20 protein-coding genes and 1 tRNA gene are annotated in these 25,071 nt (G+C 67.5%); 7 read left to right on the forward strand and 14 right to left on the reverse strand.

Translation table 11 applies throughout. From position 1 onward, the window contains the following. Positions 1-26 precede the first annotated feature (26 nt). Positions 27-458: a hypothetical protein gene (locus ASE67_RS12630; RefSeq protein ID WP_055761859.1), complete on the forward strand. Its 432-nt coding sequence runs from the start codon at positions 27-29 to the stop codon at positions 456-458. Beyond that, complete coding sequence (locus ASE67_RS12635; RefSeq protein ID WP_055761862.1) at positions 455-1,174, forward strand: ribonuclease T2 family protein; 720 nt, start codon at positions 455-457, stop codon at positions 1,172-1,174. Before ASE67_RS12630 ends, ASE67_RS12635 begins: the two co-directional genes overlap by 4 nt. Here ASE67_RS12635 and ASE67_RS12640 read toward each other — a convergent pair whose 3' ends face one another. The 9 genes from ASE67_RS12640 to ASE67_RS12680 all read right to left on the reverse strand — a co-directional run bounded on the left by ASE67_RS12640 (position 1,175) and on the right by ASE67_RS12680 (position 9,967). Further along, a complete protein-coding gene (locus ASE67_RS12640; protein ID WP_082457119.1) occupies positions 1,175-1,600 on the reverse strand; it encodes a DUF4112 domain-containing protein in 426 nt (141 codons plus the stop codon). 5 nt (positions 1,601-1,605) lie between these two features. Continuing rightward, positions 1,606-2,994 (reverse strand): ABC transporter substrate-binding protein, encoded by a 1,389-nt coding sequence (locus ASE67_RS12645; protein WP_235511899.1) that lies wholly within the window; start codon positions 2,992-2,994, stop codon positions 1,606-1,608. Between the two features lie 16 nt (positions 2,995-3,010). Next, positions 3,011-3,096: transfer RNA gene (locus ASE67_RS12650), tRNA-Leu, on the reverse strand. Positions 3,097-3,133: 37 nt separating this feature from the next. Continuing rightward, positions 3,134-4,216, reverse strand: a complete 1,083-nt coding sequence (gene mmsB, locus ASE67_RS12655) for a 3-hydroxyisobutyrate dehydrogenase (RefSeq protein WP_268795373.1) — start codon at positions 4,214-4,216, stop codon at positions 3,134-3,136. Then, positions 4,179-4,955 carry an enoyl-CoA hydratase gene (locus ASE67_RS12660; RefSeq protein ID WP_055761870.1) on the reverse strand — a complete coding sequence of 259 codons (777 nt, stop codon included), beginning with the start codon at positions 4,953-4,955 and terminating at the stop codon, positions 4,179-4,181. Before ASE67_RS12660 ends, mmsB begins: the two co-directional genes overlap by 38 nt. Before the next feature lie 15 nt (positions 4,956-4,970). Continuing rightward, positions 4,971-6,005, reverse strand: coding sequence for an enoyl-CoA hydratase/isomerase family protein (locus tag ASE67_RS12665; RefSeq protein ID WP_055761873.1), 1,035 nt, complete (start codon positions 6,003-6,005; stop codon positions 4,971-4,973). A 139-nt stretch (positions 6,006-6,144) separates the two neighbouring features. Continuing rightward, positions 6,145-7,284: an acyl-CoA dehydrogenase family protein gene (locus tag ASE67_RS12670; RefSeq protein WP_055761876.1), complete on the reverse strand. Its 1,140-nt coding sequence runs from the start codon at positions 7,282-7,284 to the stop codon at positions 6,145-6,147. Positions 7,285-7,351: 67 nt separating this feature from the next. Then, positions 7,352-8,284: a polysaccharide deacetylase family protein gene (locus ASE67_RS12675; RefSeq protein WP_235511900.1), complete on the reverse strand. Its 933-nt coding sequence runs from the start codon at positions 8,282-8,284 to the stop codon at positions 7,352-7,354. A 153-nt stretch (positions 8,285-8,437) separates the two neighbouring features. Further along, positions 8,438-9,967 (reverse strand): CoA-acylating methylmalonate-semialdehyde dehydrogenase, encoded by a 1,530-nt coding sequence (locus tag ASE67_RS12680; protein ID WP_055761879.1) that lies wholly within the window; start codon positions 9,965-9,967, stop codon positions 8,438-8,440. A gap of 141 nt (positions 9,968-10,108) precedes the next feature. On the opposite strand from ASE67_RS12680, the gene ASE67_RS12685 reads away from it, so the two are divergent. Together ASE67_RS12685 and ASE67_RS12690 are read left to right on the forward strand one after the other, a co-directional pair. Beyond that, positions 10,109-10,387 carry a DUF2798 domain-containing protein gene (locus tag ASE67_RS12685; protein ID WP_055761881.1) on the forward strand — a complete coding sequence of 93 codons (279 nt, stop codon included), beginning with the start codon at positions 10,109-10,111 and terminating at the stop codon, positions 10,385-10,387. A 94-nt stretch (positions 10,388-10,481) separates the two neighbouring features. Continuing rightward, entirely contained in the window at positions 10,482-11,714 is a 1,233-nt protein-coding gene (locus tag ASE67_RS12690) for a glycoside hydrolase family 27 protein (protein ID WP_235511901.1), read from the forward strand. A 53-nt stretch (positions 11,715-11,767) separates the two neighbouring features. On the opposite strand, the gene ASE67_RS12695 is transcribed toward ASE67_RS12690, so the two are convergent. After that, positions 11,768-12,898: an SGNH/GDSL hydrolase family protein gene (locus tag ASE67_RS12695; protein WP_082457120.1), complete on the reverse strand. Its 1,131-nt coding sequence runs from the start codon at positions 12,896-12,898 to the stop codon at positions 11,768-11,770. A gap of 113 nt (positions 12,899-13,011) precedes the next feature. Between ASE67_RS12695 and ASE67_RS12700 the strand changes: the two genes are divergently transcribed. Continuing rightward, entirely contained in the window at positions 13,012-14,031 is a 1,020-nt protein-coding gene (locus ASE67_RS12700; RefSeq protein WP_055762857.1) for a cupin-like domain-containing protein, read from the forward strand. Between the two features lie 12 nt (positions 14,032-14,043). On the opposite strand, the gene ASE67_RS12705 is transcribed toward ASE67_RS12700, so the two are convergent. From ASE67_RS12705 to ASE67_RS12715, 3 genes are read right to left on the reverse strand one after another with little or no spacing between them, the layout of a single operon-like run. After that, positions 14,044-15,537 (reverse strand): tryptophan halogenase family protein, encoded by a 1,494-nt coding sequence (locus tag ASE67_RS12705; RefSeq protein WP_055761887.1) that lies wholly within the window; start codon positions 15,535-15,537, stop codon positions 14,044-14,046. Further along, positions 15,534-16,799, reverse strand: a complete 1,266-nt coding sequence (locus ASE67_RS12710; protein ID WP_055761890.1) for a tryptophan 7-halogenase — start codon at positions 16,797-16,799, stop codon at positions 15,534-15,536. Before ASE67_RS12710 ends, ASE67_RS12705 begins: the two co-directional genes overlap by 4 nt. Beyond that, entirely contained in the window at positions 16,796-18,289 is a 1,494-nt protein-coding gene (locus ASE67_RS12715; protein ID WP_055761894.1) for a tryptophan halogenase family protein, read from the reverse strand. Before ASE67_RS12715 ends, ASE67_RS12710 begins: the two co-directional genes overlap by 4 nt. 204 nt (positions 18,290-18,493) lie before the next feature. Here ASE67_RS12715 and ASE67_RS12720 point away from each other — a divergent pair, with 204 nt between their 5' ends. Next, positions 18,494-21,775, forward strand: a complete 3,282-nt coding sequence (locus ASE67_RS12720) for a TonB-dependent receptor (protein WP_055761897.1) — start codon at positions 18,494-18,496, stop codon at positions 21,773-21,775. Between the two features lie 205 nt (positions 21,776-21,980). Continuing rightward, on the forward strand, positions 21,981-23,321 hold the full coding sequence (locus ASE67_RS12725; RefSeq protein ID WP_055761900.1) for a glycoside hydrolase 5 family protein: 1,341 nt from the start codon (positions 21,981-21,983) through the stop codon (positions 23,319-23,321). A 49-nt stretch (positions 23,322-23,370) separates the two neighbouring features. Here ASE67_RS12725 and ASE67_RS12730 read toward each other — a convergent pair whose 3' ends face one another. Further along, positions 23,371-24,960: an amidase gene (locus ASE67_RS12730; RefSeq protein WP_082457122.1), complete on the reverse strand. Its 1,590-nt coding sequence runs from the start codon at positions 24,958-24,960 to the stop codon at positions 23,371-23,373. Positions 24,961-25,071: the final 111 nt, after the last annotated feature.

Below are 25,071 nucleotides of genomic sequence, written 5' to 3' on the forward strand. Positions count from 1 at the left end.
CAGCCAGGGTCATCAGGGGAGCCTCTATGCGTCCGTCTTCGATCATCCGGTTCGACCGGCTCTACCTCGCCTCGATCGCCGTCGGGCTGATCGGCAATGTCATCGAATGGCCGCTGACCATGGCGCGGCTGGCCGAAAACCCCGACACGGCGGCACTGGGGTCGACCGCCACCGTGGCGGCCGGGGGCATGATCGCGGTGGGCGTGCTGATCGCGCTGCTGCTGTGGTTCTTCATCGCGCAGCGCGGCAGCACCGTCGCCAAGTGGATTTTGGTGGCCTTCACCGTATTCGCGATCGGCAGCCTTGCGGTCGGCTTCTCCAGCGGTGCGGTGATCCTCGACGCGGGCGGCATCTTGCGGTTGGTCGCGGTCGCGTTGCAGACGGCGGCGGTCGTCTTCCTCTTCCGCCCCGATGCCGCCGCATGGTTCGCCCCGGCACAAGTGGACGAAGACATATGAAGCGCATCGCCCTCACCCTCGCCGTCCTGCTCGCGCCCGTCGCGGCACAGGCACAGACGCTGCAATGCTCCGCGCCGACCCAAGTCGAGCGCCCGCGCCCCGACCTGCCGACGCCGCAGCAACCGCGCCGGGTCCTCCCGATCGGCAGCTATACGCTCGCCATCACCTGGAGCCCGGAATATTGCCGCACGCGCCGCGACGATGCGCGCAACGCCTTTCAATGCGGCGGCGCCAACCGCTTCGGCTTCACGCTGCACGGCCTGTGGCCCGATGGCGAGGGCAAGGACTGGCCGCAATATTGCGCCGCCGCCCCGATCCTGCCCGATGCGGTGATCGCGAAGAACCTGTGCGTCACGCCCTCGGCCCAGCTGCTCCAGCATGAATATGCCAAGCACGGCACCTGTATGGGCGTGCCCCCGGCGGCCTATTTCGACGAATCGCGCGCGCTGTTCCAGCGGCTGCGTTTCCCCGACATGATGGCCCTGTCGCGCCGCCCCAATCTGACCGCCGGACAGATCGCCAGCGCCATCGCGCGGCTGAACCCCGGCATGACTGCGCAGTCGATGCGGGTGACCACAAACCAGCGCGGCTGGCTGGACGAACTGTGGCTCTGCCTCGACAAGCGCCGCCGCTTCACGACCTGCCCGGCGCATCAGGGCGGCGTGACCGGCAATACCCGCGTCAAGATCTGGCGCGGCGGGCGGCAGGCGGGCTGATTACCCCTCGACCGTCACCGTCGCGGGATGGTGGCGGTCGAGATGCTTGCGGATGATCCGCAGGTTGCGGGTGTTGGAGCGGAAGAAGAAGTCCGGCACCGCGCCGATCACCGGGATTAGCCCCAACGCCCAATCGGTGCCGACATTGCCCGCCATCCGCGCCATCTGCCACTTCGACATGCCGAGGTTGCGAGCCTCCCACAGCATATAGCTGCCCATCGCCGCGCCGATGAAGCTGCCAACCACGGGGATGAAGTTCAGCAGGAAGTCGAGGCCGACCGGCTGCTTCGTGCCCGGAATGGTCATCGACCGTTCCATCAGCCGCTCGATCGCCACCACGCGGCGGCGCACGGCGTCGGGGTTCTTGTCGAGATGCCCGGCGATCTGTTCGAACATGTCGGGCGAGATGCGGTTCGGCTTTGCCATGTCCCCTATCTGGGGTCGGCTCGGAGATGGTTCAACGGATGCACCACGCGGGCGTTGGTCTGGAACGCGCGCAGCCGCGGCGCGACCAGCGACCAGCGCCACGGCCGCGCCACGGGCACGAACGCGACGTCCGCCGCCATCGCCGCGTCCGCCGTCGCCAGTCGCTGCGCGCGTTCGGGCAGGTTGTCGGCATCGCGCGCGGCGGCGATGAGCGTCATCGCCTCCATCGAACAGCTGCGGCACGCGGTCGCCAGATACCAACGCGCGCTGTCATAGGGGGCCACTCGGTCGACCAGCCGCAGCTCGGCCGGCGCGGTCATCGCCACCCGCTCGCCCGCGATGCCGATCCGCGACAGCGCAGCGGCGATCCGCCCCCACAGCAACGTCGCGCCCGGCCCGTCCGGCAGCGCGACCCGCAACCGCACCGGCCGGCCAAAGGCCGCGACCTGCGCCCGTGCCGTCGCCCAGCGCTGCTCGTCGGTCAGGTTGCGCCATGCCGGCAGCGCCGGGTCGGCCGCCGAATCGAGCCGTTCGGGCAGGATCGTGTCCGCCTGCCCCCAGCCCGAATCGATAGCACCGGGCAGGTTCGCGCCCTGTACCGCCATCGCCACCGCTGCCCGTCCGAGCACGTTCGACAGGAACCCGTCGCGCCCGACAAACGCAAAGCCGAACAACCCGCGCGCCGGATCGACCCGAACGTCGGCCGGGCGCGGGCTGGCGGCGGCGACCAATGGCCAGTCGGCAACGTCGCCGCCCAGCACCAGGTCGCTGCGCTTCTCGGCATAGCGCGCCACCGCCAGTGCCGCGCGGGCGCCCCGCAGCCGCACTTCGTCGGCGGCGACCGGCGGCGGTCCTTCGGGATCGGCCGGCGCGCGCAGGCGAACGCCCTGCCCCCGCAACCGGCGCAGCGGCCCGGTCCCCTGCGCACCCCGGATCACCGCCAGCTCGGGCTGGGCCAGCAGCGTCAGCAATTCGGTGTTGGGGCGTTTCAGCCGCACCTCAATCACCTGCGGCGTCATCGCCACGATCTCGTCGATCGATCGCAGGAACGGCGTCAGCCGGTGCCCGGCCTCCACCCGCACCGCACGGCGCATCGCGACCACGACCTGTTCGGCGGTGACGGGCCGCCCGTCGCTCCACGTCGCATCGCCCAACCGAAAGATATAGCTGCGCCCGTCATCAACCATGTTCCAGCGTTCGGCGAGGCCCGGCTCGACCTGTCCCGCGGCATCGAACCGCACCAGCCCCTGCGCCAGCGCGCTGCGCAGCAGGACGCGCTCGGCATCCCCCTGCGCACCATCCTCGATCGCGTCGACCATCACCGGCCGCTTGTCGCCCCCGCCGTCACAGGCCCCGACCGCCAGCAGCAGGGGAGCGAGGAACAGGATGCGCACGATGCCACCTCCATGCTGGTACGGACGGCGGGACTTGAACCCGCACTCCCGATGGGAAGCGGATTTTAAGTCCGCTGCGTCTACCGATTTCGCCACGTCCGCAGGCAAGGGGCGTTCCAAGCGGATCGCCGCGCGCCCGTCAAGCCGCCCCTTGCCGCAGCGTCTGGATGATGCCGGAGAAATCGGTCGCGGCGTGGCCGTCCTCGACGAAGCGGGCATAGAGTTCGGCGGCGCGCGCGCCCATCGGCGTGTCGGCCCCCGCGCCTGCTGCCGCCTGCATGGCGAGGCGCAGGTCCTTCAGCATCAGCGCGGCGGCGAACCCGCCCTGATAGCCGCGATCGGCGGGCGTTTCCGGACCCACGCCGGCAACCGGGCAATAGCTGGTCATCGACCAGCACTGGCCCGAACTGACCGAGGAAATGTCGTAGAAGGTCTGTGGGTTCAGGCCCAATTTCTCGGCCAGCGCGAACGCCTCGCACGTCGCGATCATCGATGCGCTGAGCAGCATGTTGTTGCACATCTTGGCCGCCTGCCCCGCGCCGCTTGCGCCCGCGTGGATCACCGCCTTGCCCATGTCGGACAGGAACGGTTCGGCCTTGGCAAAGGCCGCGTCGCTACCACCGACCATGAAGGTCAGCGCCCCGGCATTGGCCGCGGCGATCCCACCCGATACCGGCGCGTCGACCGCGTGCAGCCCCTTGGCGCGCGCGGCTTCGGCGACCGCCCTTGCGGTATCGACGTCGATCGTCGAACAGTCGATCAGCACCGCGCCGGTATCGACCGCATCGAACAGCGCGTCGCCATAGACCTGCGCGACATGCGCCCCGGCGGGGAGCATCGTCACCACCGCCTGCGCGCCGCTTGCGGCCTCGACCGCATCGGCGACCGTCAGGCACCCCGCCGCCTTCGCCCGTGACAGCGCGTCGGCCGACAGGTCGAACGCGCGGACGTCATGCCCCGCCTTCGCCAGATTGGCCGCCATGCCCCCGCCCATATTGCCGAGGCCGATAAAGCCGATGCGTGCCATGCTGCTTCTCTCCTGTAATGTACGTCCGTTCGTCTTGAGTAGCCGTTGAGCCTGTCGAAGCGGCGTAGCGAAGGACCGCCGCGGGTGCTTCGATACGGGTCTTCGACTGCGCTCAGCCCCTACTCTGCACGAACGGATGTGTCGGGTCCGGGCCGACTCACCGCCCGGTCCAGTTGCCTGGACGCTTTTCGACAAAGGCGGTCATGCCTTCCTTCTGGTCCGCCGTGCCGAACAGGCCGTGGAACAGGCGGCGTTCGAACTGCACCCCCTGCGACAGCGTCGTGTCGAACGCGGCGTTGACCATTTCCTTGTTCGCCTTGACCGCCAGCGGGGCCATCGCGGCGATGGTGGCGGCGGTCTTCACCGCGTCCTCGACCAGGTCGTCGGCGGGCACGATCCGCGCGACAAGGCCGCAGCGTTCCGCCTCTTCCGCGCCGATCATCCGGCCGGTCAGGCACATTTCCATCGCCTTGGCCTTGCCCACCGCGCGCGCCAGCCGCTGCGACCCGCCCATGCCCGGCGTCACCGCCAGCTTGATCTCGGGCTGGCCGAACTTCGCGGTATCGGCCGCCAGGATGAAGTCGCACATCATCGCCAGCTCGCAGCCGCCGCCCAGCGCGAAGCCCGCGACCGCCGCGATGATCGGCTTGCGGGTGCGGGTGAAGGCATCCCAGCCGCTGAAATGGTCGCCGCCATACATCGCGGCGAAGTCCATTTCCTGCATCTCCTTGATGTCGGCCCCGGCGGCGAACGCCTTGGCCGACCCGGTGATGACCGCGCAGCCTTGGCCCGGATCGGCATCGAACGCGCACATCGCATCCAGCAGTTCGGACAGGATCTGCCCGTTCAGCGCGTTCAGCGCCTGCGGCCGGTTCAGCGTGACCAGCGTCACCGCATCGCGGCGCTCGACGAGGATGGTTTCATAATCAGACATCGGGGTTCCTCGGACTCAGTACGGCTGCCATTCGTCGGCGGGGGAAAGCGGCGCGAAGATGCGGTCGATCATATGGTCGCTGACCGCCGCCGGGGTGGCGGGGTCCCATTTGGGCGCGTGATCCTTGTCGACGATCACCGCGCGCACGCCCTCGACGATGTCGGGGCGCTGCACGATGCGGGTGACGACGGCATACTCCTGCCGCATCTCATCCTCGAAGGTCGGCATGGTCGCGCCGTCCAGCAGCAGCTTGAGCGATACCTTGCACGACAGCGGCGATCGCCCGCGGAGCGTCGCCAGCTGTGCCTGCGCCCAGTCCGATCCGTCCGCCTCCAGGGCAGCAAGGACTTCCTCGAAATCGTCGCTGGCGAACAGCCGGTCGATCACTTCGCGCTGCGCAAGGATCGGCGCATCGCACGCCGGCATCGCATGGTCGGACAGGATCGCCTCGGCCGCCAGCGGATCGGCGGCGATGGCCTGCTTGACCCTCTCCAGCGTGTCGGCGGGCAGCAGGTGTGTGGCAAGGCCCAGCGCCAGCATCTCGCTGCCGTCCAGCCGCGCACCGGTCAGCGCCAGATACTGGCCGATGCGACCGGGCAGGCGCGACAGATACCAGCCGCCGCCGACATCGGGAAACAGCCCGATCGCGGTTTCCGGCATGGCGAAGCGACTGTTCTCGGTCGCGATGCGGAAGCGGCAAGGCTGCGAAATGCCGACCCCGCCGCCCATCGTCACGCCGTCCATGACGGCGATGGTCGGCTTGGCATAGGTGAACAGCCGGTGGTTCAGCCGATATTCGGTCGCGAAGAACGCGCGGGCGGCGGCGCCATCGGTGGCGCTGCTTTCCGCGATCATGCGGATGTCGCCACCGGCGCAGAAACCGCGACCCTCGGCGTGGTCGATCAGGATTGCATAGACGGCCGGGTCCCCGCGCCATTGCTCCAACGCGACGAGCATCGCGTCGCACATGGCGTGGTCGAGCGCGTGGAGCGCCTTGGGCCGGTTCAGCCGGATGCGGCCGACATGATTTTCGACGAACGTCTCGATCATGCCAGTTCCTCCCCGCTCGCGGGGAGGGGGACCAGCGAAGCTGGCGGAGGGGGAGCGCCGCACGCGCAACCGTGGTGGAGCAGGACACCCCCCTCCACCATGCTGCGCATGATCCCCCTCCCCGTGCCGGGGAGGATCTTCATCGTACCAGCTCCCGTCCGACGATCATCCGCATCACCTGGTTCGTGCCCTCAAGGATCGAATGCACCCGCAGGTCGCGCCAGAAGCGTTCGATCGGATAGTCCATCAGATAGCCATAGCCGCCATGCAGCTGCAGCGCCTGATCGACCACCTTCGATCCCGTGTCGGTGGCGAAGCGTTTCGCCATCGCGGCGAAGCGCGTCTTGTCGGGCGCATTCGCCGTTACCTTGGCAGCGGCGGTGTAGAGCAGCGCGCGAGCCGCCTCCAGCTCGGTCGCCATGTCGGCCAGCGTGAACTGCGTATTCTGGAAATCGGCGATGGGCTTGCCGAACTGCTGCCGCGCCTTGGTATAGCCGATCGCTTCGTCGAGACAGCGCTGCGCCCCGCCCAGCGAGCAGGCGCCGATGTTCAGCCGCCCCCCGTCCAGCCCCTGCATCGCGATCGAAAAGCCCTGCCCTTCGGCACCGACCAGATTGGCGGCGGGCACGCGCACCTGGTCGAGGATCACTGCGCGGGTCGGCTGCGAATGCCAGCCGAGCTTGCGTTCGTTCGCCCCGAACGACACACCCGGCATGTCGCGTTCGATCAACAGGCACGAAATGCCCTTCGGCCCTTCCCCGCCTGTGCGGCACATGACCAGATAGACGCCGTTGTCGCCCGCGCCGGAAATGAACTGCTTGGTCCCGGTGACGATATAGTCGTCGCCGTCGCGCACCGCCTTCGTCTTCAGCGCCGCCGCGTCCGACCCCGACGACGGTTCGGTCAGGCAATAGCTGGCGAGCTTGTCCATCGTCACGAGGTCGGGGAGGAAGCGCGCCTTCAGCTCCGCCGATCCGAACGCGTCGAGCATCCATGCCGCCATGTTGTGGATCGAAATGAACGCACTGGTCGACGGACAGCCATAGGCCATCGCTTCCATGATGAGCGCCGATTCCATCCGGCCGAGGCCGATACCGCCCGATTCCTCGGACACATAGATCGCGGCAAAGCCCAGCTCCGCCGCCGCCTTGATCGTGTCGCGGGGGAAAATGTGCTTCTCGTCCCACTCCGCCGCATGGGGGGTGATCGCATCCGCCGTGAACCGGCGGGCAAGCTCCTGAATCTCGCGCTGGTCGTCGGTCAGATCAAACTGGGTCACGCTTTACTCTCCATTATCGTTCCGGCGGCGGTCATTGTGGGCGCGCCGTCTCTTGTAGCTGGCGCCGTCATGGCACCTTGTGCAGCACCCGCTCGCGATAGAGCGGGATCGCGATCGACAGCGTGTTGCGTTCGTACCAGCGCGGGGCCGGGACGCCCTTTTCCCACGCCATTGCTTCCAGCCGGTTGCCCTGTGCCGATGGCGTATCGGGCTGTGCCCTGGCGATCGGATCGCGATAGGCGACGTCGGCCGTGACGATCTCCCACCCTTTCTTGCGCAACGCGGCGACCAGATCGGCGATCCAATAGGCGGCGAGGTCGGTTTCGTGGAGCAGCATCACCTGCACCGGCTGCCGCCCCAGCGCCTGCTTCGCCAGCCGGTCGCTGAACTCTGCCGATTCGACATGGGTTTCAACATACAGGTCGCGCAGCGCGTCCATGTCGACCGGCTTGCCTGCCTTGCGCGCCTCGAGCGTCAGCCCTTCGATATTCCAGTCCGACCCGTCGACCGTGACATAGCCGTTCGACAGTTTGCGCGCGGCCAGCCCGGCGCGCACCGCGTCGCGCTTCGCCTTGTCGGTGCCGCCTTCGTCAAGGAACGGAAAGCGGAACCACGGCCGCAGCCCCTTGCGCCCCATCAGCCACCCGCTTGCCCGATCAATATCGGCCAGATAGGCCTCCGCCGTCATCGACTTGAGCGCCGGATGGCTGAAGCTGTGATTGGCGATGACATGCCCCGCCCTGACATAGGCCGCGATCCGCCGCTCGCCGCCGACCCCATCGGGCGCGGACAGGTTGCCCGGCACGACGAAGAACGCCGCCTGCCGCACCTTCGCCTTGCGCAGCCCCGCGATCAGCCGCGCAGTGCGTTCGTCGGGCGTCAGGAACGGCCCGCGCGCCCGTGGCGCATCGTCGAATGTCAGCGCGATGCGTTTCTGGGCGACGGCGGGGGTCATCGCCGCCAGCGACAGGAGGATCATTGCGATCAGGCGTCGCATCATCTTGGCAGTTCCTTCGAACGGAGGGTGGCTACCGACCATGTTAGAGCAGCATCATGAACGTTGGCCACACGCTCCCCGTATCCCCGCGCAGGCGTGGGCACGGTCGGCGTCGGGACGAAGGTCAGAACCACGGTTGCTTGAAAACCCCAGCCCTCACCCCATCGTCGGAATGACGAACGCATCCTGCGTCCGCGCCGCGGCACCATCCTCGGCCTGACCGCCCATTGCCGATCCGTCGGGCCAGCGCTGGGTAATCGTCTTGACCTTGGTCCAGAAGCGCACGCCCTCTTCGCCATGCTGGTTCACGTCGCCGAACGCGCTGCGCTTCCATCCGCCGAAGCTGTGGTAGGCGACCGGCACCGGGATCGGTACGTTGATGCCGACCATGCCGACATTTACCCGCGCGGCGAATTCGCGCGCGGCGTGGCCGTTGCGGGTGAAGATGGCGACGCCGTTGCCGTACTGGTGCTCGCTGGGCAGGCGCACGGCGCTTTCGAAATCGTTGGCGCGGACGATCTGGAGGACGGGCCCGAAGATTTCCTCGCGGTACGATTCCATCTGCGGCGTGACATGATCGAACAGCGTCGGGCCGATGAAGAAGCCGCGCTCGTGGCCCTGCAACGAGAACCCGCGCCCGTCGACTACCAGTTCGGCGCCTTCCTCGACGCCCTTGGCGATCCAGCCCTCGACGCGCGCCTTGTGCTGGGCGTTCACCACCGGGCCGTAATGTGCGTCGGCATCGGTCGACACCCCGACGCGCAGCGCGGCAATGGCGGGGATCAGCTTTTCGCGAAGCGCGACAGCGGTCTTTTCCCCGACCGGCACGACGACCGGCAGCGCCATGCACCGCTCGCCCGCCGAACCGAACGCGGCACCGGCGAGATCGGCGACGACCTGATCGAGATCGGCATCGGGCATCACGATGCCGTGGTTCTTGGCCCCGCCCATCGCCTGCACGCGCTTGCCCGCCGCGACGCCGCGCCGATAGACATAGTGCGCGATATCGCTCGACCCGACGAAGCTGACCGCGCCGATCGCCGGATGATCGAGGATCGCGTCGACCACCGTCTTGTCGCCATGCACGACCTGCAGGATGCCCTCGGGCGCACCCGCCTCCAGCATCAGTTCGGCCAGCCGCACCGGCACCGACGGGTCGCGTTCGCTGGGCTTCAGGATGAAGGCGTTGCCACACGCGATGGCGACGCCGAACATCCACATCGGGATCATTGCCGGGAAGTTGAACGGGGTGATCCCCGCGCCGATGCCGATCGGCTGGCGCATCGAATAGACGTCGATCCCCGGCCCCGCGCCCTGCGTATAGTCGCCTTTCAGCAGATGCGGCACGCCGCAGGCGAATTCGATGACGTCGAGGCCACGCTGGATATCGCCCTTCGCATCGGCGACCACCTTGCCATGCTCGCTCGACAGCATCTCGGCCAGTTCCTGCATGTTCGCTTCGACCAGCTGCTTGAACGCAAACAGCACGCGGGCGCGCTTCTGCGGATTGGTCGCGGCCCATGCCGGCTGCGCGGCCTGCGCGGCGGCGACGGCATGGTCGAGATCGGCGGCGGTGCCGAGGCGGACATGCGCCTGCACCTCGCCGCGATTGGGATCGAACACGGCGCCAGTCGCGCCGCCTGTGGCATTGAAATCGCCCGCGATCACATGATCGATGACCCGCATACACTCTCCTGTCGGTCGCGGTTGAGCGGTCGCTTGCCGACTCATTTCCGCGTGTAATTTTATTGCTTTTGGCATAGCCGTGCGGCGCTGTCAGCGGGCAATCGTCGGAACCTTGCCTCGGATCGTCCGCTTGGACGCCCGATGGACGACGCCTCTCCCCCCACCCGCGCGCAGCAGGCCGTGACGGTCCGGTCGCGCTTTCGCTATCGCCTGACCTCCTCGGTCATCAACGCCCTGATCTTCTCCTCCCTGATCGGTGCGGTCAGCGCGCTGGTCCGGGTCGGGCCGGCCGGCTTCTGGAGCGCGTTTGTCCAGGGCGCACCGATCGGCTTCGTGACCGCGCTCCCCGCCTCGCTGCTGGTCGTGCCGCTGGTGCAAAAGCTGGTCGACCGGCTGTTCGGGATCGACCCGCCGGAATGATCGCCGGTAGGCACGGTTGACAACGCCGTCATATTAATAAGATAATTTGATTGCATAAAGCCGGGCGGCGCCGTCACGGTCAGGGGAGAGCCACATGCCGGCACGTTTTTCGACCATCGTCGCCATGCTTTGCGCAGGGTTCTGCGCGATACAGCCGGTCGCGGCGCAGGAGGTGCTGGACACCGATCCCAACACGCTGGCCCCGTCGAAAGACCCCAAGCGCGTTGCCAACGGCCTGGCGCAGACGCCGCCGATGGGGTGGAACAGCTGGAACAAGTTCGCGTGCAACGTGAACGAAAAGGTCATCCGCGCCACCGCCGATGCCATCGCGTCGAACGGCATGCGCCAGGCGGGCTATGCATATGTCGTGATCGACGACTGCTGGCACGGCACGCGCGACGCCAACGGCTTCATCACCGAGGACCGGACGCGTTTCCCGAGCGGCCTGAAGGCGCTGGGCGACTATATCCATAGCAAGGGGCTGAAGTTCGGCATCTATTCGGATGCGGGCACCAAGACCTGCGGCGGGCGTCCCGGCAGCCAGGGCCATGAATATCAGGACGCGATCCAGTATGCCCGCTGGGGCGTCGATTACCTGAAATACGACTGGTGCTCGACCGGAGTACGTAACGCCGAGGAAGCATACGCCACCATGGCCGACGCGCTGAAGGCCAGCGGGCGGGCGATCCTGTTCTCGATGTGCGAATGGGGCAACAACCGACCGTGGCTGTGGGCGTCGAAGATCGGCAATATGTGGCGCACCACCGGCGACATCACCGACAAATGGACCGGCAAGCATAACTACAGCTACGGCGTCGCCTCGATCGTCGACATGAACGAGCCGCTCTGGCCCTATGCGGGTCCGGGCCACTGGAACGATCCCGACATGCTGGAGGTCGGCAATGGCGGCCTGACCGATACCGAATATCGCGCGCATTTCTCGCTCTGGGCGATGATGGCCGCGCCGCTGATCGCGGGCAACGACGTCGCCACCATGAACCAGGCGACGCGCGACATCCTGCTCAACCGCGATGTGATCGCGGTCGACCAGGACAAGCTTGGCCAGCAGGGCCACCGCGTCGTGCGCGACGGCACCAGCGAGGTGTGGGTCAAGCAGATGGCCGATGGCGGGCGCACGCTGCTGCTGTGGAACCGGGGCGAGGCCCCTGCGCGGATCACCGCCGACTGGGCAACGCTCGGCCTGCCCGCTGCGACGAAACTGAAGGCGCGCGACCTGTGGGCACACAAGGATCTGGGGCGGCTGTCACGCAGCTACAGCGCCGAGGTCGCGCCGCATGGCGTGGCGATGGTGCGGCTGGAGCCGTAGGATCGCTGTTGAAATCGTCACTCCCGCGTCGGCGGGAGTGACGAAAGGCTCGATTATTTACCCCAGACGCCGTTGCGCCCGTCGATCGCCTTGCCGATCGCATCGGCGATCTTGCCGTCATCGGCGACGTTCGGGTGGAAGTGGCACCCGCCAAAGCTGAGGCCGGTGACCGGCACCACCGCAAAGCGCGTTTCTCCCTTGGCACGCAGCAGATCGCCGACCTTCGCCACCTCGCGCGCGATCTCGCCATCGGCAAGGTCGGTCGCCCACAGGACGAAGAACGCGTGCGGGCTGCGACGGCGCAGATCCTGCACGAAGCGGACATAGCGCGCCTCATAATCGGCATGGAGCGCGTCGCGGCTCTTCCACCGTTCCTCGGGCTTCAGCGGCGTGGAAAAGTCGTTGGTGCCGAGTGCAATGACGATCACCTGCGGCCGCCACCCGGCATCGTTCGCGGGCGTCTTTCCGTCGAACAGTGCATAGGGGTAGGCATCGGGTACGGTCGGCGCGGCGAACCCGCCATAGTTGCGCACGATCCCGCGCCCCGAAATGGCGTTGACCCGGTAGGCCGCGGCGTAGCGACGCGACAGCTGCCCGGCGATCCCCTGCGACGTGTCGGTCGTGTCCCATACCTGCCCATCGCTGCAGTCGCGACTGGTGGAGGTGTTGCCATAGCCGACGGTGTGCGAATCGCCGATGAACTCGATCGCGCGGCGACGGACGGCGGGGGCGGTGAGCGGGGTCGATCCGGCGGGCGCATATAGCCCGCCGAACGCGGTTGCCCCGGCCTGCGATTCGCTCACCACGTCGACGCGGATGCGGTGGCGGCCGGGCGTAGCGGCATTCAACCGGTAACGACCGGGTGCTGGGCGGACCAGCGCGATCGGTGCGGCATCGTCGATGCGGATGCGCAGCGACACCTCGCCCGGCCCGACCGCCAGGTCGACCGCGCGCCCCTGGAAACCGCCCTCGAAATAGGTGCCGGGCCATTGCCGGCGGTAGCGCGACAGGTCGCCCTCCCCCGCAACCACCCGTCCGCCGATCGTCAGCGGCAGCGCGCGGCCGGGCGCGGTATCGGCGGGCAGCGGACGCAGGGCCAGGTCGGCGGGTGCCTGCACCGGGGCAGCGGCCGTGCCCAGCAGCAACATCAGCGGCAGGCCCGCGCGCAACAGGGACGGATGCATCGGATTCTCCTCTGGCCGTACACGGGCGGCGCCCACGAAAACGGTGTCTTTTGCCGGCCATAGCTGGCACGCACGCCCGGTCCAGCGGAAACGACAAACGACGGAATGGGATGATGAGCGACTGGATCGATACCGCGCCCCGTGTGCCCGAAGCAACGATCCCGAAGGATGCCGCCGCGTTCGACACGCTGCTCGACGCCGCGCGCCCGGTGGTGCTGCGCGGCCTCGTCGCCGATTGGCCGGCGGTGGCGGCGGGGCAGCAGGGACCGGCGGCGATGGCGGCTTATCTGCGGCGCTTCGACGGCGGACGTCCGCTGGGCTTGTTCGCCGGAGCGCCGGAGATCGACGGGCGATTCTTTTACCGCGACGACATGCGCGGATTCAATTTCGAACGCGGCAACATACCCTTGCCCGTCCTGCTCGACGGGCTGCAAAAGGCCGCGACCGAAGCCCATCCGCCCGCCTTCTACGCCGGGGCCAGTGCGGCCAAGGATCATTTTCCGGGCTGGACCGACAGCAACGTGCTGCCGCTGCCGACCGGCGATGCCACCGCGCGGCTATGGATCGGCAATGGCAGCCGGGTGTCGGCGCATTTCGACATGGCAAGCAACGTGGCGGTGGTCGTTGCCGGGCAGCGGCGGGTCGTGCTGTTCCCGCCCGAACAGATCGCCAACCTGTATATCGGCCCGCTGGACGTCACCATGGCGGGACAGCCGGCGACGATGGTCGATATCGAACGGCCCGATCCTGCCCGCTTCCCCCGGTTCGCCGAGGCGCAGGCCCATGCGATCGTCGCCGACCTGGGGCCGGGCGATGCGATCCTGATCCCGACGCTGTGGTGGCATGAAATCCGCGCGACCGGCGCGCTGAACGTGCTGGTCAATTACTGGTGGACGCGCGGCACGCCCGATGCGCCGTTCCTCGCGCTGGTGCATGCGATCCTGGCGGTGCGCGACCGGCCGGCGGCGGAACGCGCGGCGCTGCGCGTCTGGTTCGACCATTATGTGTTCGGCGACGACGCCCCGGCGGTGGCCGATCACCTGCCGGTGGCGGCACGCGGGGTGCTGGGCGCGCCGGGGCCGGAACGGGATGCACGGATTCGCGGGTATCTGCGGCAGATGCTGGGGGGTTGAGCCCCCCCTTCGTCACCCCAACCGCGCCAGCACCGTACCGTGCGACGGCAACCCGGCGACCGCCGACTGCGTCGCGTTGCGCATCTGGCGCAGCGCCCCTGCCAGCCGCTCCCCGTCCAGCGCGTCGGCGACCGGATCGTGACCGACCGGATCGACCCCCTGCCCCAGCAGCACCGCGACCCAGCTTGGCGTGGCGAACAGTTCGTCGTCATAGCGGAAGATGCGCCCCTTGCGCCGGAACAGGTCGAGCTTGCGCGTCAGGCTGTCGGGCACGTCCATCGTGCGGACATGGTGCCAGAACGGCGAATCGTCGCGCGCCGTTGCGTGATAGTGCAGGATGATGAAGTCGCGGATCGACCGGTAATTGTCCGCCATCTGCCGGTTATATTCGGTGCGCTCCACCCCCGAAAAATCGCGGTCGGGGAACAGCGCGAACAGCTTCGATATCCCCTGCTGGATCAGATGGATGCTGGTGGATTCAAGGGGTTCGAGGAACCCGCCCGACAGGCCGATCGCGACGACGTTCCCCTCCCACATGCGGTGCCGCTGCCCGGTGGTGAACGACAGGCGGCGGGGGGCAGCGGTAGGCGCGGAATCGAGGCGGGAGAGGAGCAGCGCCTCCGCCGCATCGTCGTCGAGGAACCGGCTGCAATAGACCACGCCGTTGCCGGTGCGGTGTTGCAGCGGGATGCGCCATTGCCACCCCGCCTGGTGCGCGGTGGCGCGGGTATAGGGCAGGACCGGTTCGGTGCGCTCGGTCGGCACCGCGATGGCGCGGTCGCACGGCAGCCAGTGCGACCAGTCCTCATACCCCACCCCCATCGCATCGCCGAGCAACAGCGAGCGAAAGCCCGAGCAGTCGATGAACAGCTCGCCCTCGACCCGGCGGCCGTCGTCCAGCACGACCGCCGCGACATGGCCGTTGTCGGCACGCTCGACCGCGACGATCCGCCCCTCGACCCGCTTTACGCCCTCTGCCTCGGCCCGGCGGCGCAGGAACGCGGCATAGAGCGTCGCGTCGATATGATAGGCATAGGCCATGCCCGACAGCGGCGATCGCGGATCGCCGACCGGCGGGCTGAACGCGGCGGCGCGTGCCGCGACGGTGCTGGGCGAATAGTCGGCGATCGGGCCGATCCCCGCTTCCCCGCGCAATTTCAGCCAGAGCTGGTGGAAATTAATCCCCTCGATATCGCGGCCGAAGCTGCCGAAGGGATGGAAATAGCCGCTGTCGGGGCGGTGCCAGCCGGCAAACTCGATGCCGAGCTTGAAGCTGCCCTTCGTCTCGCGCAGGAACTCGGCCTCGTCGATGCCGAGCAGGTTGTTGAAGTTCAGAATCGACGGGATCGTCGCCTCGCCCACCCCGACCGTGCCGATGGCATCGGATTCGACCAGCGTGATGCGGCGCTGCCCATCGTCGAGGAACCGTCCGGCGGCAGCGGCGGTCATCCACCCGGCGGTGCCCCCGCCGATGATGACGACATGGGCGATACGACGGTCGGTCATGCGATATAATCCAGTGCGGCAAGACGGGCGACAAGGTCGTTGATAAGGCGGGCGGCCTCCGCCGGGGAAACCGACAAGGCGATGGGATCGGGCCGCGCAGGCCATATCCCCTGTCCCAGCAGCACGGCGGTCCATGCATCGCGCTGGACCAGTTCCTCGTCCGCCGGCACGACCTGCCCCCGGCGCGCGAACTGCGCCAGCAGCCGGTCGAGCGAGGGCGGACGGCTGGTGTCGCGGAACTGGTGCCAGAACGGCCCCTGCGTCCGCCCGCCACCATGATAATGCAGCCCCAGGAAGTCGCGCATCCGGTCGGCCTGCAACCCGGCGCGGCGGTTATATTCGGCCTGCAACAACGGTTCGGGATCGCACGCGGGCAATAATTCCAGCAACAGCGCCAGCTGCCCCAGCGCGAGGGTGAAGCCCATGCGGCCAAGCGGCCCCGGCTGCACCGCCGCATCGCCCAGCGCGACGACCCGTCCGGCAAAGGTTTCGGACAGGCGGCCGGGGGCGATGGCGATGCCGTCGCCGCCCGCCTCCACCCGCACGCCGGGCCAAGTCGCCTGCCACCCTCGCGCGGTCGCGCGATAGCGGTCGCAGCTGCCGGGGTCGGCATCCGCCGCAGCGAACGCGACGCGCACGCCCGGCACGGCATCGCGCCAATCCTCGAACGCGCGGTTCGCCGTCAGCAGGCGGGCGGGGCCGCTCGCGTCGATCACCAGGTCAGCATCGGTGAGTGCTTCGGCGAAGCGCACGCCCGCCTGCCCGCCGATCGAGCGCAGCGCCTGCACCATCCGCGCGGGGTCGAGGTGCAGCGCGGGCTCGACTTGGGCGTCGGCGATGCCCGCCGCCGCCGCGACACAGGCCGGGACCAGCGCATGGAACGGCGGCACCCGCTCCCGTGCCACCCGCGCCCGCAGCCAGAGCGCTGCGACCCGCCCTTCGGCCAGCGTCGCGGCGGCATCGTCGCCGACCATCCATTCCGCGCCGTCGCGGCTCCAGTCGGCAAAGGCGCTGGCATAGCGCGCCCGCGCCACCCCGCGCGCCAGCAGCAGTTCGCGCGGCATCCCGATCCGCGCCAGCACGGCATGGACCGCGGGCAGCGCCAGCGGAAACCGGTCGGCCAGCGCATCGTCGGCAACCGGTGCCGGGGTCAGTGTCACCTCGGCATCCGGCAACGCCTGTTTCAGCGCCACCGCACTCACCAGCGCGACCGGCCCGCCACCGACCACCGCGACCGATCGCAACCCCGTTCGTGCGTTCATGCCCGACGCTCCAGCGCGGCATCGTGCGTGGGCATCGCCGCAACCCGATCGGCAATCGCAGTCGCCAGCGACCCCAGCGCACGGTCCAGCCCGGCGGCATCGGGCCGGTCGGCGCGCGGGTCCCACCCCGCGGGCAGCACCCCCTGCCCCAGATACACCGCGACCCAGCTGGGTTCGAGGAACAGCCCATGGCTGTATTTCGACACCTGCGCACTGCCGCGCCACAGCGCCAGCTTGTCAGCCAGCGTCGTCGGGATCGTCATGGTCCGCACATGGTTCCAGAACGGCGAATCGTCGCGCGTCGTCGCGTGGTAATGCAGGATCAAGAAGTCGCGGATACGGTCATATTCGGCATCGATCGCCGCATTGAACCCGTCGCGATCGACCTCGGCCACCCGCCCATCGGGGAAATGTTCGATCAACGCGGTGATCGCCGCCTGCACCAGATAGATACTGGTGGATTCGAGCGGTTCGAGAAACCCCGAGGCCAGCCCGACTGCGACGACATTCCCCGCCCAGCTGCGCCGCCGCCGTCCTGCACGAAAGCGCAGGAACCGCGGCTCGGCCAGCGCTTCACCGTCCAGCCCGGCGAGCAACGCCGCGGCCGCTTCGTCGTCGGACACATGGCCGCTGGCATAGACATAGCCGTTGCCGACCCGGTGGCGGAGCGGAATGCGCCAGCGCCAGCCGCCGGGCATGGCGGTCGCACGGGTATAGGGTTCGATCACCCCGGCCGGACTGGCGCACGGCACCGCCACCGCCCGGTCGCACGGCAACCAGTGCGACCAGTCCTCCCACGGTTCCCCCAGTGCATCGCCCAGCAACAGCGAGCGGAACCCCGAGCAGTCGATGAACACGTCGCCCTCGATCCGCTGCCCATCGTCCAGCGTGACAGCGCGCACCGTGTCGCCCTCGCGCTCCACCGCGACGATCCGCCCCTCGATCCGCGTCGCGCCGCGCGCCTCCGACCAGTCGCGCATAAATGGTGCGAAGCGGGTCGCGTCGAACTGATAGGCATAGCCGAACGAGGTCGTCGGATCGTTCGGGTCGCTGCCCGGCCGTTCGAACCGGCGCTGCTCGGCCGCCGTCACGCCCGCCGAAAACGCGCCGATCGGCGGCATGGCGCCTGCCGCCGCCCGCCGGAGCCAGTAATGGTGGAACGCCACCCCGCCCAGCGGCCGGCCATAGGTGCCAAAGGGATGGATGTAGCGGTCGCCGAGCGCGCCGAAGTCGCAAAATTCGATGCCGAGCTTATAGGTCGCCTCGGTCGCGGCCATGAACGCCGCTTCGTCGATGCCAAGGCGTTCGAGGTAGAGGCGCAGGTGCGGCAACGTCGCCTCGCCCACGCCGACGATGCCGATCGATTCGGATTCGACCAGCGTCACGGTGCACGCGGCCGGCAACAGCCCGACCAGCCCCGCCGCCGTCATCCATCCCGCCGTGCCGCCGCCCACGACGACGACCCTGACGCCCTGTCCTTCTTCGGTCATCCGCTCCCCGTCACCCGATATGTCACCATACAGCAACAGTGATCGCAAGATCGTATATTAGGAAAGTCATTTATCATATTTCTGTTGTGTTGCTGAAGTCGCAGACCTACCGGGACGATAACCCGCATTAGCGAGGTTGTTGATCGGGTCCTGCAGGGACCATGGGGAGGAAGCGTGATGGTGGTACGCCATAAGCAGACGGCTATGGACGGTTTGAACGCGCGCAAGCGGCTGGGTGCAACGGCATCGATGCTGGCGCTGACGGTAGCGGTGCAGCTGGCAGCCACCGGCGCCATGGCACAGACGACGGCGGCGCCCGCATCGCGCGACGACACGTCGAAGCCGCAGACCGAAGTCGCGCCGCAGACCGACGGCATTCCGGCCGGCAGCGGTGCTGGCAAGCGCCCCGTTTCGGGCAGCATGTCGATCCAGAACCAGGGCACCGTCGACCAGTCCAACGTGACGGCATCGGACGTTCAGACCCCGGCCGCCAATACGACGGACGGAGATGACATCGTTGTCACCGGCCTGCGTCAATCGCTGGCGAACGCACAGTCGATTAAGCGCAATGCTGACACCATTGTCGACGCGATCACCGCCGAGGATATCGGTGCCCTTCCCGACCGTTCGGTCAACGAAGCGCTGCAGCGCGTCGCCGGCGTCGCGATCACCCGCTTTGCCGCTGCGACCGACACCGCGCACTTCTCGGTCGAAGGCTCGGGCGTCACGATCCGCGGCCTCGCCTATGTCCGTGGCGAATTCAACGGCCGCGACAGCTTCGGCGTCGGCGGCGGTCGTGAAATCGGCTTCAACGACGTACCGACCGAACTGGTCGGCTCGGTCGAGGTGTACAAGAACCTGACCGCCGACATGATCGAAGGCGGCATTTCGGGTTCGGTCAACATCAACACCCGCAAGCCGTTCGATACCAAGGACACGCTGGTCTATCTGTCGGGCAGCGTGAACTATGGCGACTATAACGGCCGCAGCGAGCCGGCCGTGGTCGGCCTGTTTTCGAAGCAGTGGGACCTGAACAGCGGCGGCCGCTTCGGCATCATGGCCAGCGGCAGCTACAACCGCCAGCGCAGCCGGTCGGACTCGGTGTTCTATTCGGCGTTCCTGCCGCGCTACAACGACGACAAGAACGGCAACGGCGTACAGGACAATGGCGAAGGCCGCGTCCTGAATGGCGGCACCCCGTACCAGTCGACGCTGTTCGACCGCTATCCGGTCCCGTCGGGCCGCGATGTCGTCTATGTGCCGCTGGGCGCGGGCATGCGCATGCAGAATTTCGACCGCAAGCGCGTCGGCTATTCGGGCGCCGCGCAGTATGAGAACGCCTCGCGCAACCTGCTGGTCACCGCGCAGTTCCTGCGCGCCGAATCGTCGCAGACCTGGCTCGACCGCACCGTCGAACCCAACGTCTATTATGCCGATGCAAACGCGATCTTCCCGCAGGCCGGCACCACGCCGACCTATAACGACGACGGCCTGTTCACGAGCGGCTCGCTGATCCGTCAGGGTGGCGGGCAGTACACCACGCTGGGCAACCGCTACTTCCAGACGAAGGGTTATACCCAGGACCAGTCGCTGAACGTGAAGTGGGACCCGACCGATCGCCTGCACCTGAACTTCGACGGCCAGTACGTCTATTCGAAGGCGCGCGATTCGGACGACGTCGTCGAACTGGCGAACTTCAACGGCGTGTCGATCGACGGTCGCGGTGACGTGCCGCAGATCAACCTGATCCCGGGGAACGGCCAGTCGGTCGCGAACTATTTCGGCAGCCAGACCAACACGTATATCCGCGACGCGATGAACAATCGCACGCACAGCGATGGCGACGAATGGGCGTTCCGGGCCGATGCGCAGTATGACGTGTCGGACGATTCGTTCCTGCGCAAGATCCGCGTCGGCGGCCGCTATGCGACCCGCGACCAGACGGTGAAGGCCAACGACTACAACAACTGGGGCGCGGTGTCGGACACCTGGACCTCGGGCGGACTGGCGTCGGTGGACAAGTATCGCGACAGCATGTCGCCGGTGAACTTCGCCGACTTCTATCGCGGTCAAGCGGTGCAGCCGCCGACGGCATGGGGCATCCGTGACAACATCCTGACCGACCATGACGCGCTGACCGCACTGCTGCGCACTGCCACCAAGCAGGGCGGCGGCGGCTATACCCCACTCGAGGATCGCGGCACGGCCGCCGCGCCGCTCGTCGACGGTTATTTTCGGCCGAACGAAGTCTATCGCATCACCGAAAAGACCTATTCGGGCTATGCGCGCCTCGACTTCGGTGTCGATGACATCGGCGGCGGCTCGTCCAGCCTGTCGGGCAATATCGGCCTGCGCTTCGTGCATACCGAGGACCAGTCCTTCGGTGCGACTGCGTTCCCGAACATCGCCAACACGCTCGGTGGTTTCCCGACCGTCGCGGCATTCTGCGCCAGCCCGAACACCACCGGCACCGTTCGCCCGATCTGTACGCTGTCGGCCGCACAGCAGCAGGCGATCGTCGCCTTCTCGAACAACGGGTCGATCAACGACGTCGCTTCCCAGAAGTTCGACAAGTGGCTGCCCAGCCTGAACATCAAGTATCAGGCGACCGACCAGCTGCTGTTCCGCGTCGCGGCATCGAAGGCGATTTCGCGTCCGGGCTTCACCGATCTGCGCAACTTCGTCGGCCTGTCGCCGTCGTCGTCGAACACGACCGGCATCTACGGCTTCTCGGCCAATGCCCGGAACCCGTTCCTGCGTCCGATCGATGCGAAGCAGGTCGACCTGACCGCTGAATGGTATTTCGCCAAGGTCGGTTCGCTGACCGCCGCGGTGTTCTACAAGCAGTTGTCGAACATCATCCTCGACAATTTCGGGTATAGCCGCAGCTTCACGAATAACGGCCAGACCTTCGCCGCCACGATCAACGGCCCGGTCAACGTGCCGGGTAAGGCGAACATCAAGGGCGCGGAATTCTCGTACCAGCAGACCTACGATTTCCTGCCGGGCGCGCTGCGTGGGTTGGGGACGCAGGCGACGTTCACGTACATCTCGCCGGGTCAGCTGCCCAATGCACGGCCGGACAACCGTCCGGAAGACGGCAACCGTCCGCCGCTCGACGTCGCGGGTCTATATGACGGCCTGCCGCTGGCACAGCTGTCGAAGTACAACTTCAACGTCTCGGCCTTCTACGATCTGGCCGGGGTCTATGCGCGCATCGCGTATAGCTGGCGTTCGAAGTATCTGCTGACCAACCGCGACTGCTGTTTCCCGTTCCTGCCGGTCTATTCGGACGCGACGGGCCAGGCGGACGCCTCGCTGTTCTATACGGTCAACAAGCAGTTCAAGATCGGCGTGCAGGTCCAGAACCTGCTCGACGCGACGACCAAGACCTCGTTCGTGCTGAACGGCGACGGCCTCGAAGCGCCGCGCTCGTACTTCAAGAGCGATCGTCAGTTCCAGCTGAGCGTCCGCCTGACGCTCTGATCCTTCGGCTTCGAAGGATGCCTGTTCAGGGGGTCGCAACCATCCGGTTGCGGCCCCTTTTTTCTACGCCGAGCCGCCGCCGGGTAATTGAGAAAACAAATATCAATATTGCCGTTGACAGCGATGACACTCCCCGCCCAATCTGTCGGCATCGATCAAGACAAGGACGCGGCGACATCGGATCGACGCGCACGAAGGGGACCTGATGACCAACATCGCTCGACGCACATTCCTCGGCACGTCCGCCCTGCTGGCCGGGTGCACCATGGCGCCGCCGGTCGCGACCACGCCGGCCGCCACGAACCGCGCCTTCGTCCGGCGCGATGGCGCGCGGCTGATGGTCGGGACCGAGCCCTATCGCTTTGCCGGTGCCAACATCTGGTACGCGGCCTATCTCGGCGCCGATGCCCCTTACGGTGACCGCGCGCGGCTGGGACGCGAGTTGGACGCGCTGGCGGCGATGGGCGTCACCAATCTGCGCGTGCTGGCCTCGGCTGAGGAAGGGCCGCTCAAGAATTCGATCAAGCCGGGCTTTCGGGGGCCGGGCAAGGATTACAACCAGACGCTGCTCGCCGGCCTCGACTATGCGCTGGCCGAAATGGCCAAGCGGAACATGCGCGCGGTGCTGTACCTGACCAATTTCTGGGAATGGTCGGGCGGCATGATGACGTACCTGTCCTACGTCAACGGCGGCCAGTATCTGAACATGAACGATCCGGCGCATCCCTGGCCGGAATTCGCGAACTACAATGCGCAATTCTACGGCAATGCCCGCGCGATGGAGCTGTATCGCGACTGGATCCGCACCGTCGTCGGCCGCACCAACAGCGTGACCGGCCAGCGTTATGCCGATGATCCCGCGATCATGGCATGGCAGCTGTCGAACGAACCGCGCCCCTCGGGCGACCTCGCGCACGCCAACCTGCCGCAATTCTACGCCTGGGTCCGCTCCAGCGCGCAGCTCATCAAGTCGATCGATCCCAACCACCTCGTCTCGACCGGCAGCGAGGGATTGAAGGGCGGGCTGGAGCGCGCCGACATCGTGCTGGCCGAACATGCCATTCCCGAAATCGACTATCTGACCGTACACATCTGGCCGAACAACTGGGACTGGGTAAAACAGACCGACCTCGCCAACACCGCCGCCCGTGGCGAAGCACTGACCGACAAATATATCGCCGATCATGTCGCGCTGGCGAAGCAACTGAACAAACCGATGGTGATCGAGGAGTTCGGCTACCCACGCGACGGCGGCAGCAACGACCCGTCCGTGGCGACCACCTACAAGGATCGTTTCTATGGTCGCATCTATGCCGCTGCGCTGAAAAGCATGGCCGAGGGCGGGCCGATCGTCGGCACCAACTTCTGGGCATGGAATGGCGAGGCGCGGGCACAGCATCCCGACTATCGCTTCGCCGAGGGCGACCGGCAGTATATGGGCGATCCGCCCCATGAACCGCAGGGCTGGTACGGCATCTTCACCGGCGACACGACCATCCGGCTGGTCGCGGACCAGGCGGCGGCGATCGCCCGGTTGCCGCGCTAGAAGCGACCTTCGTCATTCCCGCGCAGGCGGGAATGACGGCGGGCGCGGGTCAGCGCCCCGCCCCCTCCAGCCCCGGTGCCACCGCCGCCTGCGAGAGGTAACGCGGCGCGACCCGTGCCTTTGATCGCTGTTCATAGGCATAGCCGGCCGACAGGATCGCCGCATCGGTGCCCGCCGTACCGATGAACGACAGTCCGACCGGCAACCCCTGCATCAGCCCCATCGGCACCGTCAGATGCGGATAGCCGGCGACGGCAGGCAGTTCGGACGCCGACGGCCCGCCATATTGGTCGCCATAGACCGGATCGCTGAGCCACGCGGCGGCATAGGTCGGTTCGACCAGCAGATCGGCCCGCGCGGTCTTCAGCATCGCGTCGATCCCCTCGCGCCCCGCCAGCCGCAGCGAGGTTGCGCGGGCGGTGCGATAGGCGGGATCGGCCAGCCCCTTGGTCTCCATCGCCGCCTCGAACAATTCCTGCCCGAAAAACGGCATCTCGGCAGCGGCGTTGGCGCGGTTGAACGCGATGACCTGTTGCAGCGTCCGTGCCGTCACCGCCGATGGCGTGGTCGCCAGATAGGCGTCGAGATCGGCCTTCAGCTCGGTCTTCAGCACCAGCAGTTCCGCCTCGCCCAGCCCGTCGCGCTTGGGCGGCGTCACCTCGACCAGCGTCGCCCCGGCAGCCTGCAGGACCTTCAGCGCCGCATCGAACCGCTCGGCCAATGCCGAGGGCAGCCCGGCGGGACGAATGACGCCGACCCGCTTGCCCTTGAGCGCGCCTGCCGACAGCCCGGCGGCATAGTCGCGCACCACCGTCCGCGCGGTGGCCGCATCGGTCGGATCGGGACCAGCCATCGCCGACAGCAGCAACGCGACGTCGCGTACCGATCGACCCATCGGTCCCGGCGTGTCCTGGCTATGGCTGATCGGCACGACCCGGCTGCGGCTGACCAGCCCCAGCGTCGGCTTGAACCCGACCAGCCCATTGATCGATGACGGACAGACCACCGACCCATCGGTTTCGGTCCCGACCGCAACGGCGGCCAGGCTGGCGGCGATCGCCGCGCCCGATCCCGACGACGATCCGCAGGCGGTGCGATCGAGCGCATAAGGGTTGCGCACGAGCCCACCGACCGCACTCCACCCGCTCATCGATCGGGTCGAGCGGATGTTTGCCCATTCGGACAAATTGGTCTTGCCGAGGATCACCGCCCCGGCACGGCGCAGATAGGCGACGACCGGCGCATCGCGGCGGGTGACGTTATCCTTGAGCGCCAGGCTGCCGGCGGTGGTCGGCACGGGATCGGCGGTTTCGATATTGTCCTTGATGAGCACCGGCACGCCGTGCAGCGGCCCGCGCACCCGCCCCGCGCGCCGTTCATCGTCCAGCGCCCTGGCCTGCGCCAGGGCATCGGGGTTGGTTGCGATCACGCTGCGCAGGGTCGGCCCCTGCCGGTCGATCGCAGCGATCCGGGCGAGATACGCCTGCGTGATCGCGACGCTGCTGGTCGCGCCGGCCTGCATCCGTTGCTGAAGCTGGTCGACCGACACTTCCTCGACCGGCGCGGCCGTCGTCTGTGCCGCCGCCGGTGCCGCGATGATCGCCAGCGCCGCGACGCCCGTCAGTCCATATCTGCGCATATCCGCCCCCTTCGATCCACGGACGGAAAGCTATCGCAGCCACGGCCGCGCGCAATGGCCGAAACGGACCCCGGACAGCAAAAACCCCGCCAATCCAATGGACTGACGGGG

This window comes from Sphingomonas sp. Leaf23 (genome assembly GCF_001421585.1).
In the GTDB taxonomy this organism is placed as follows: Bacteria; Pseudomonadota; Alphaproteobacteria; order Sphingomonadales; family Sphingomonadaceae; genus Sphingomonas.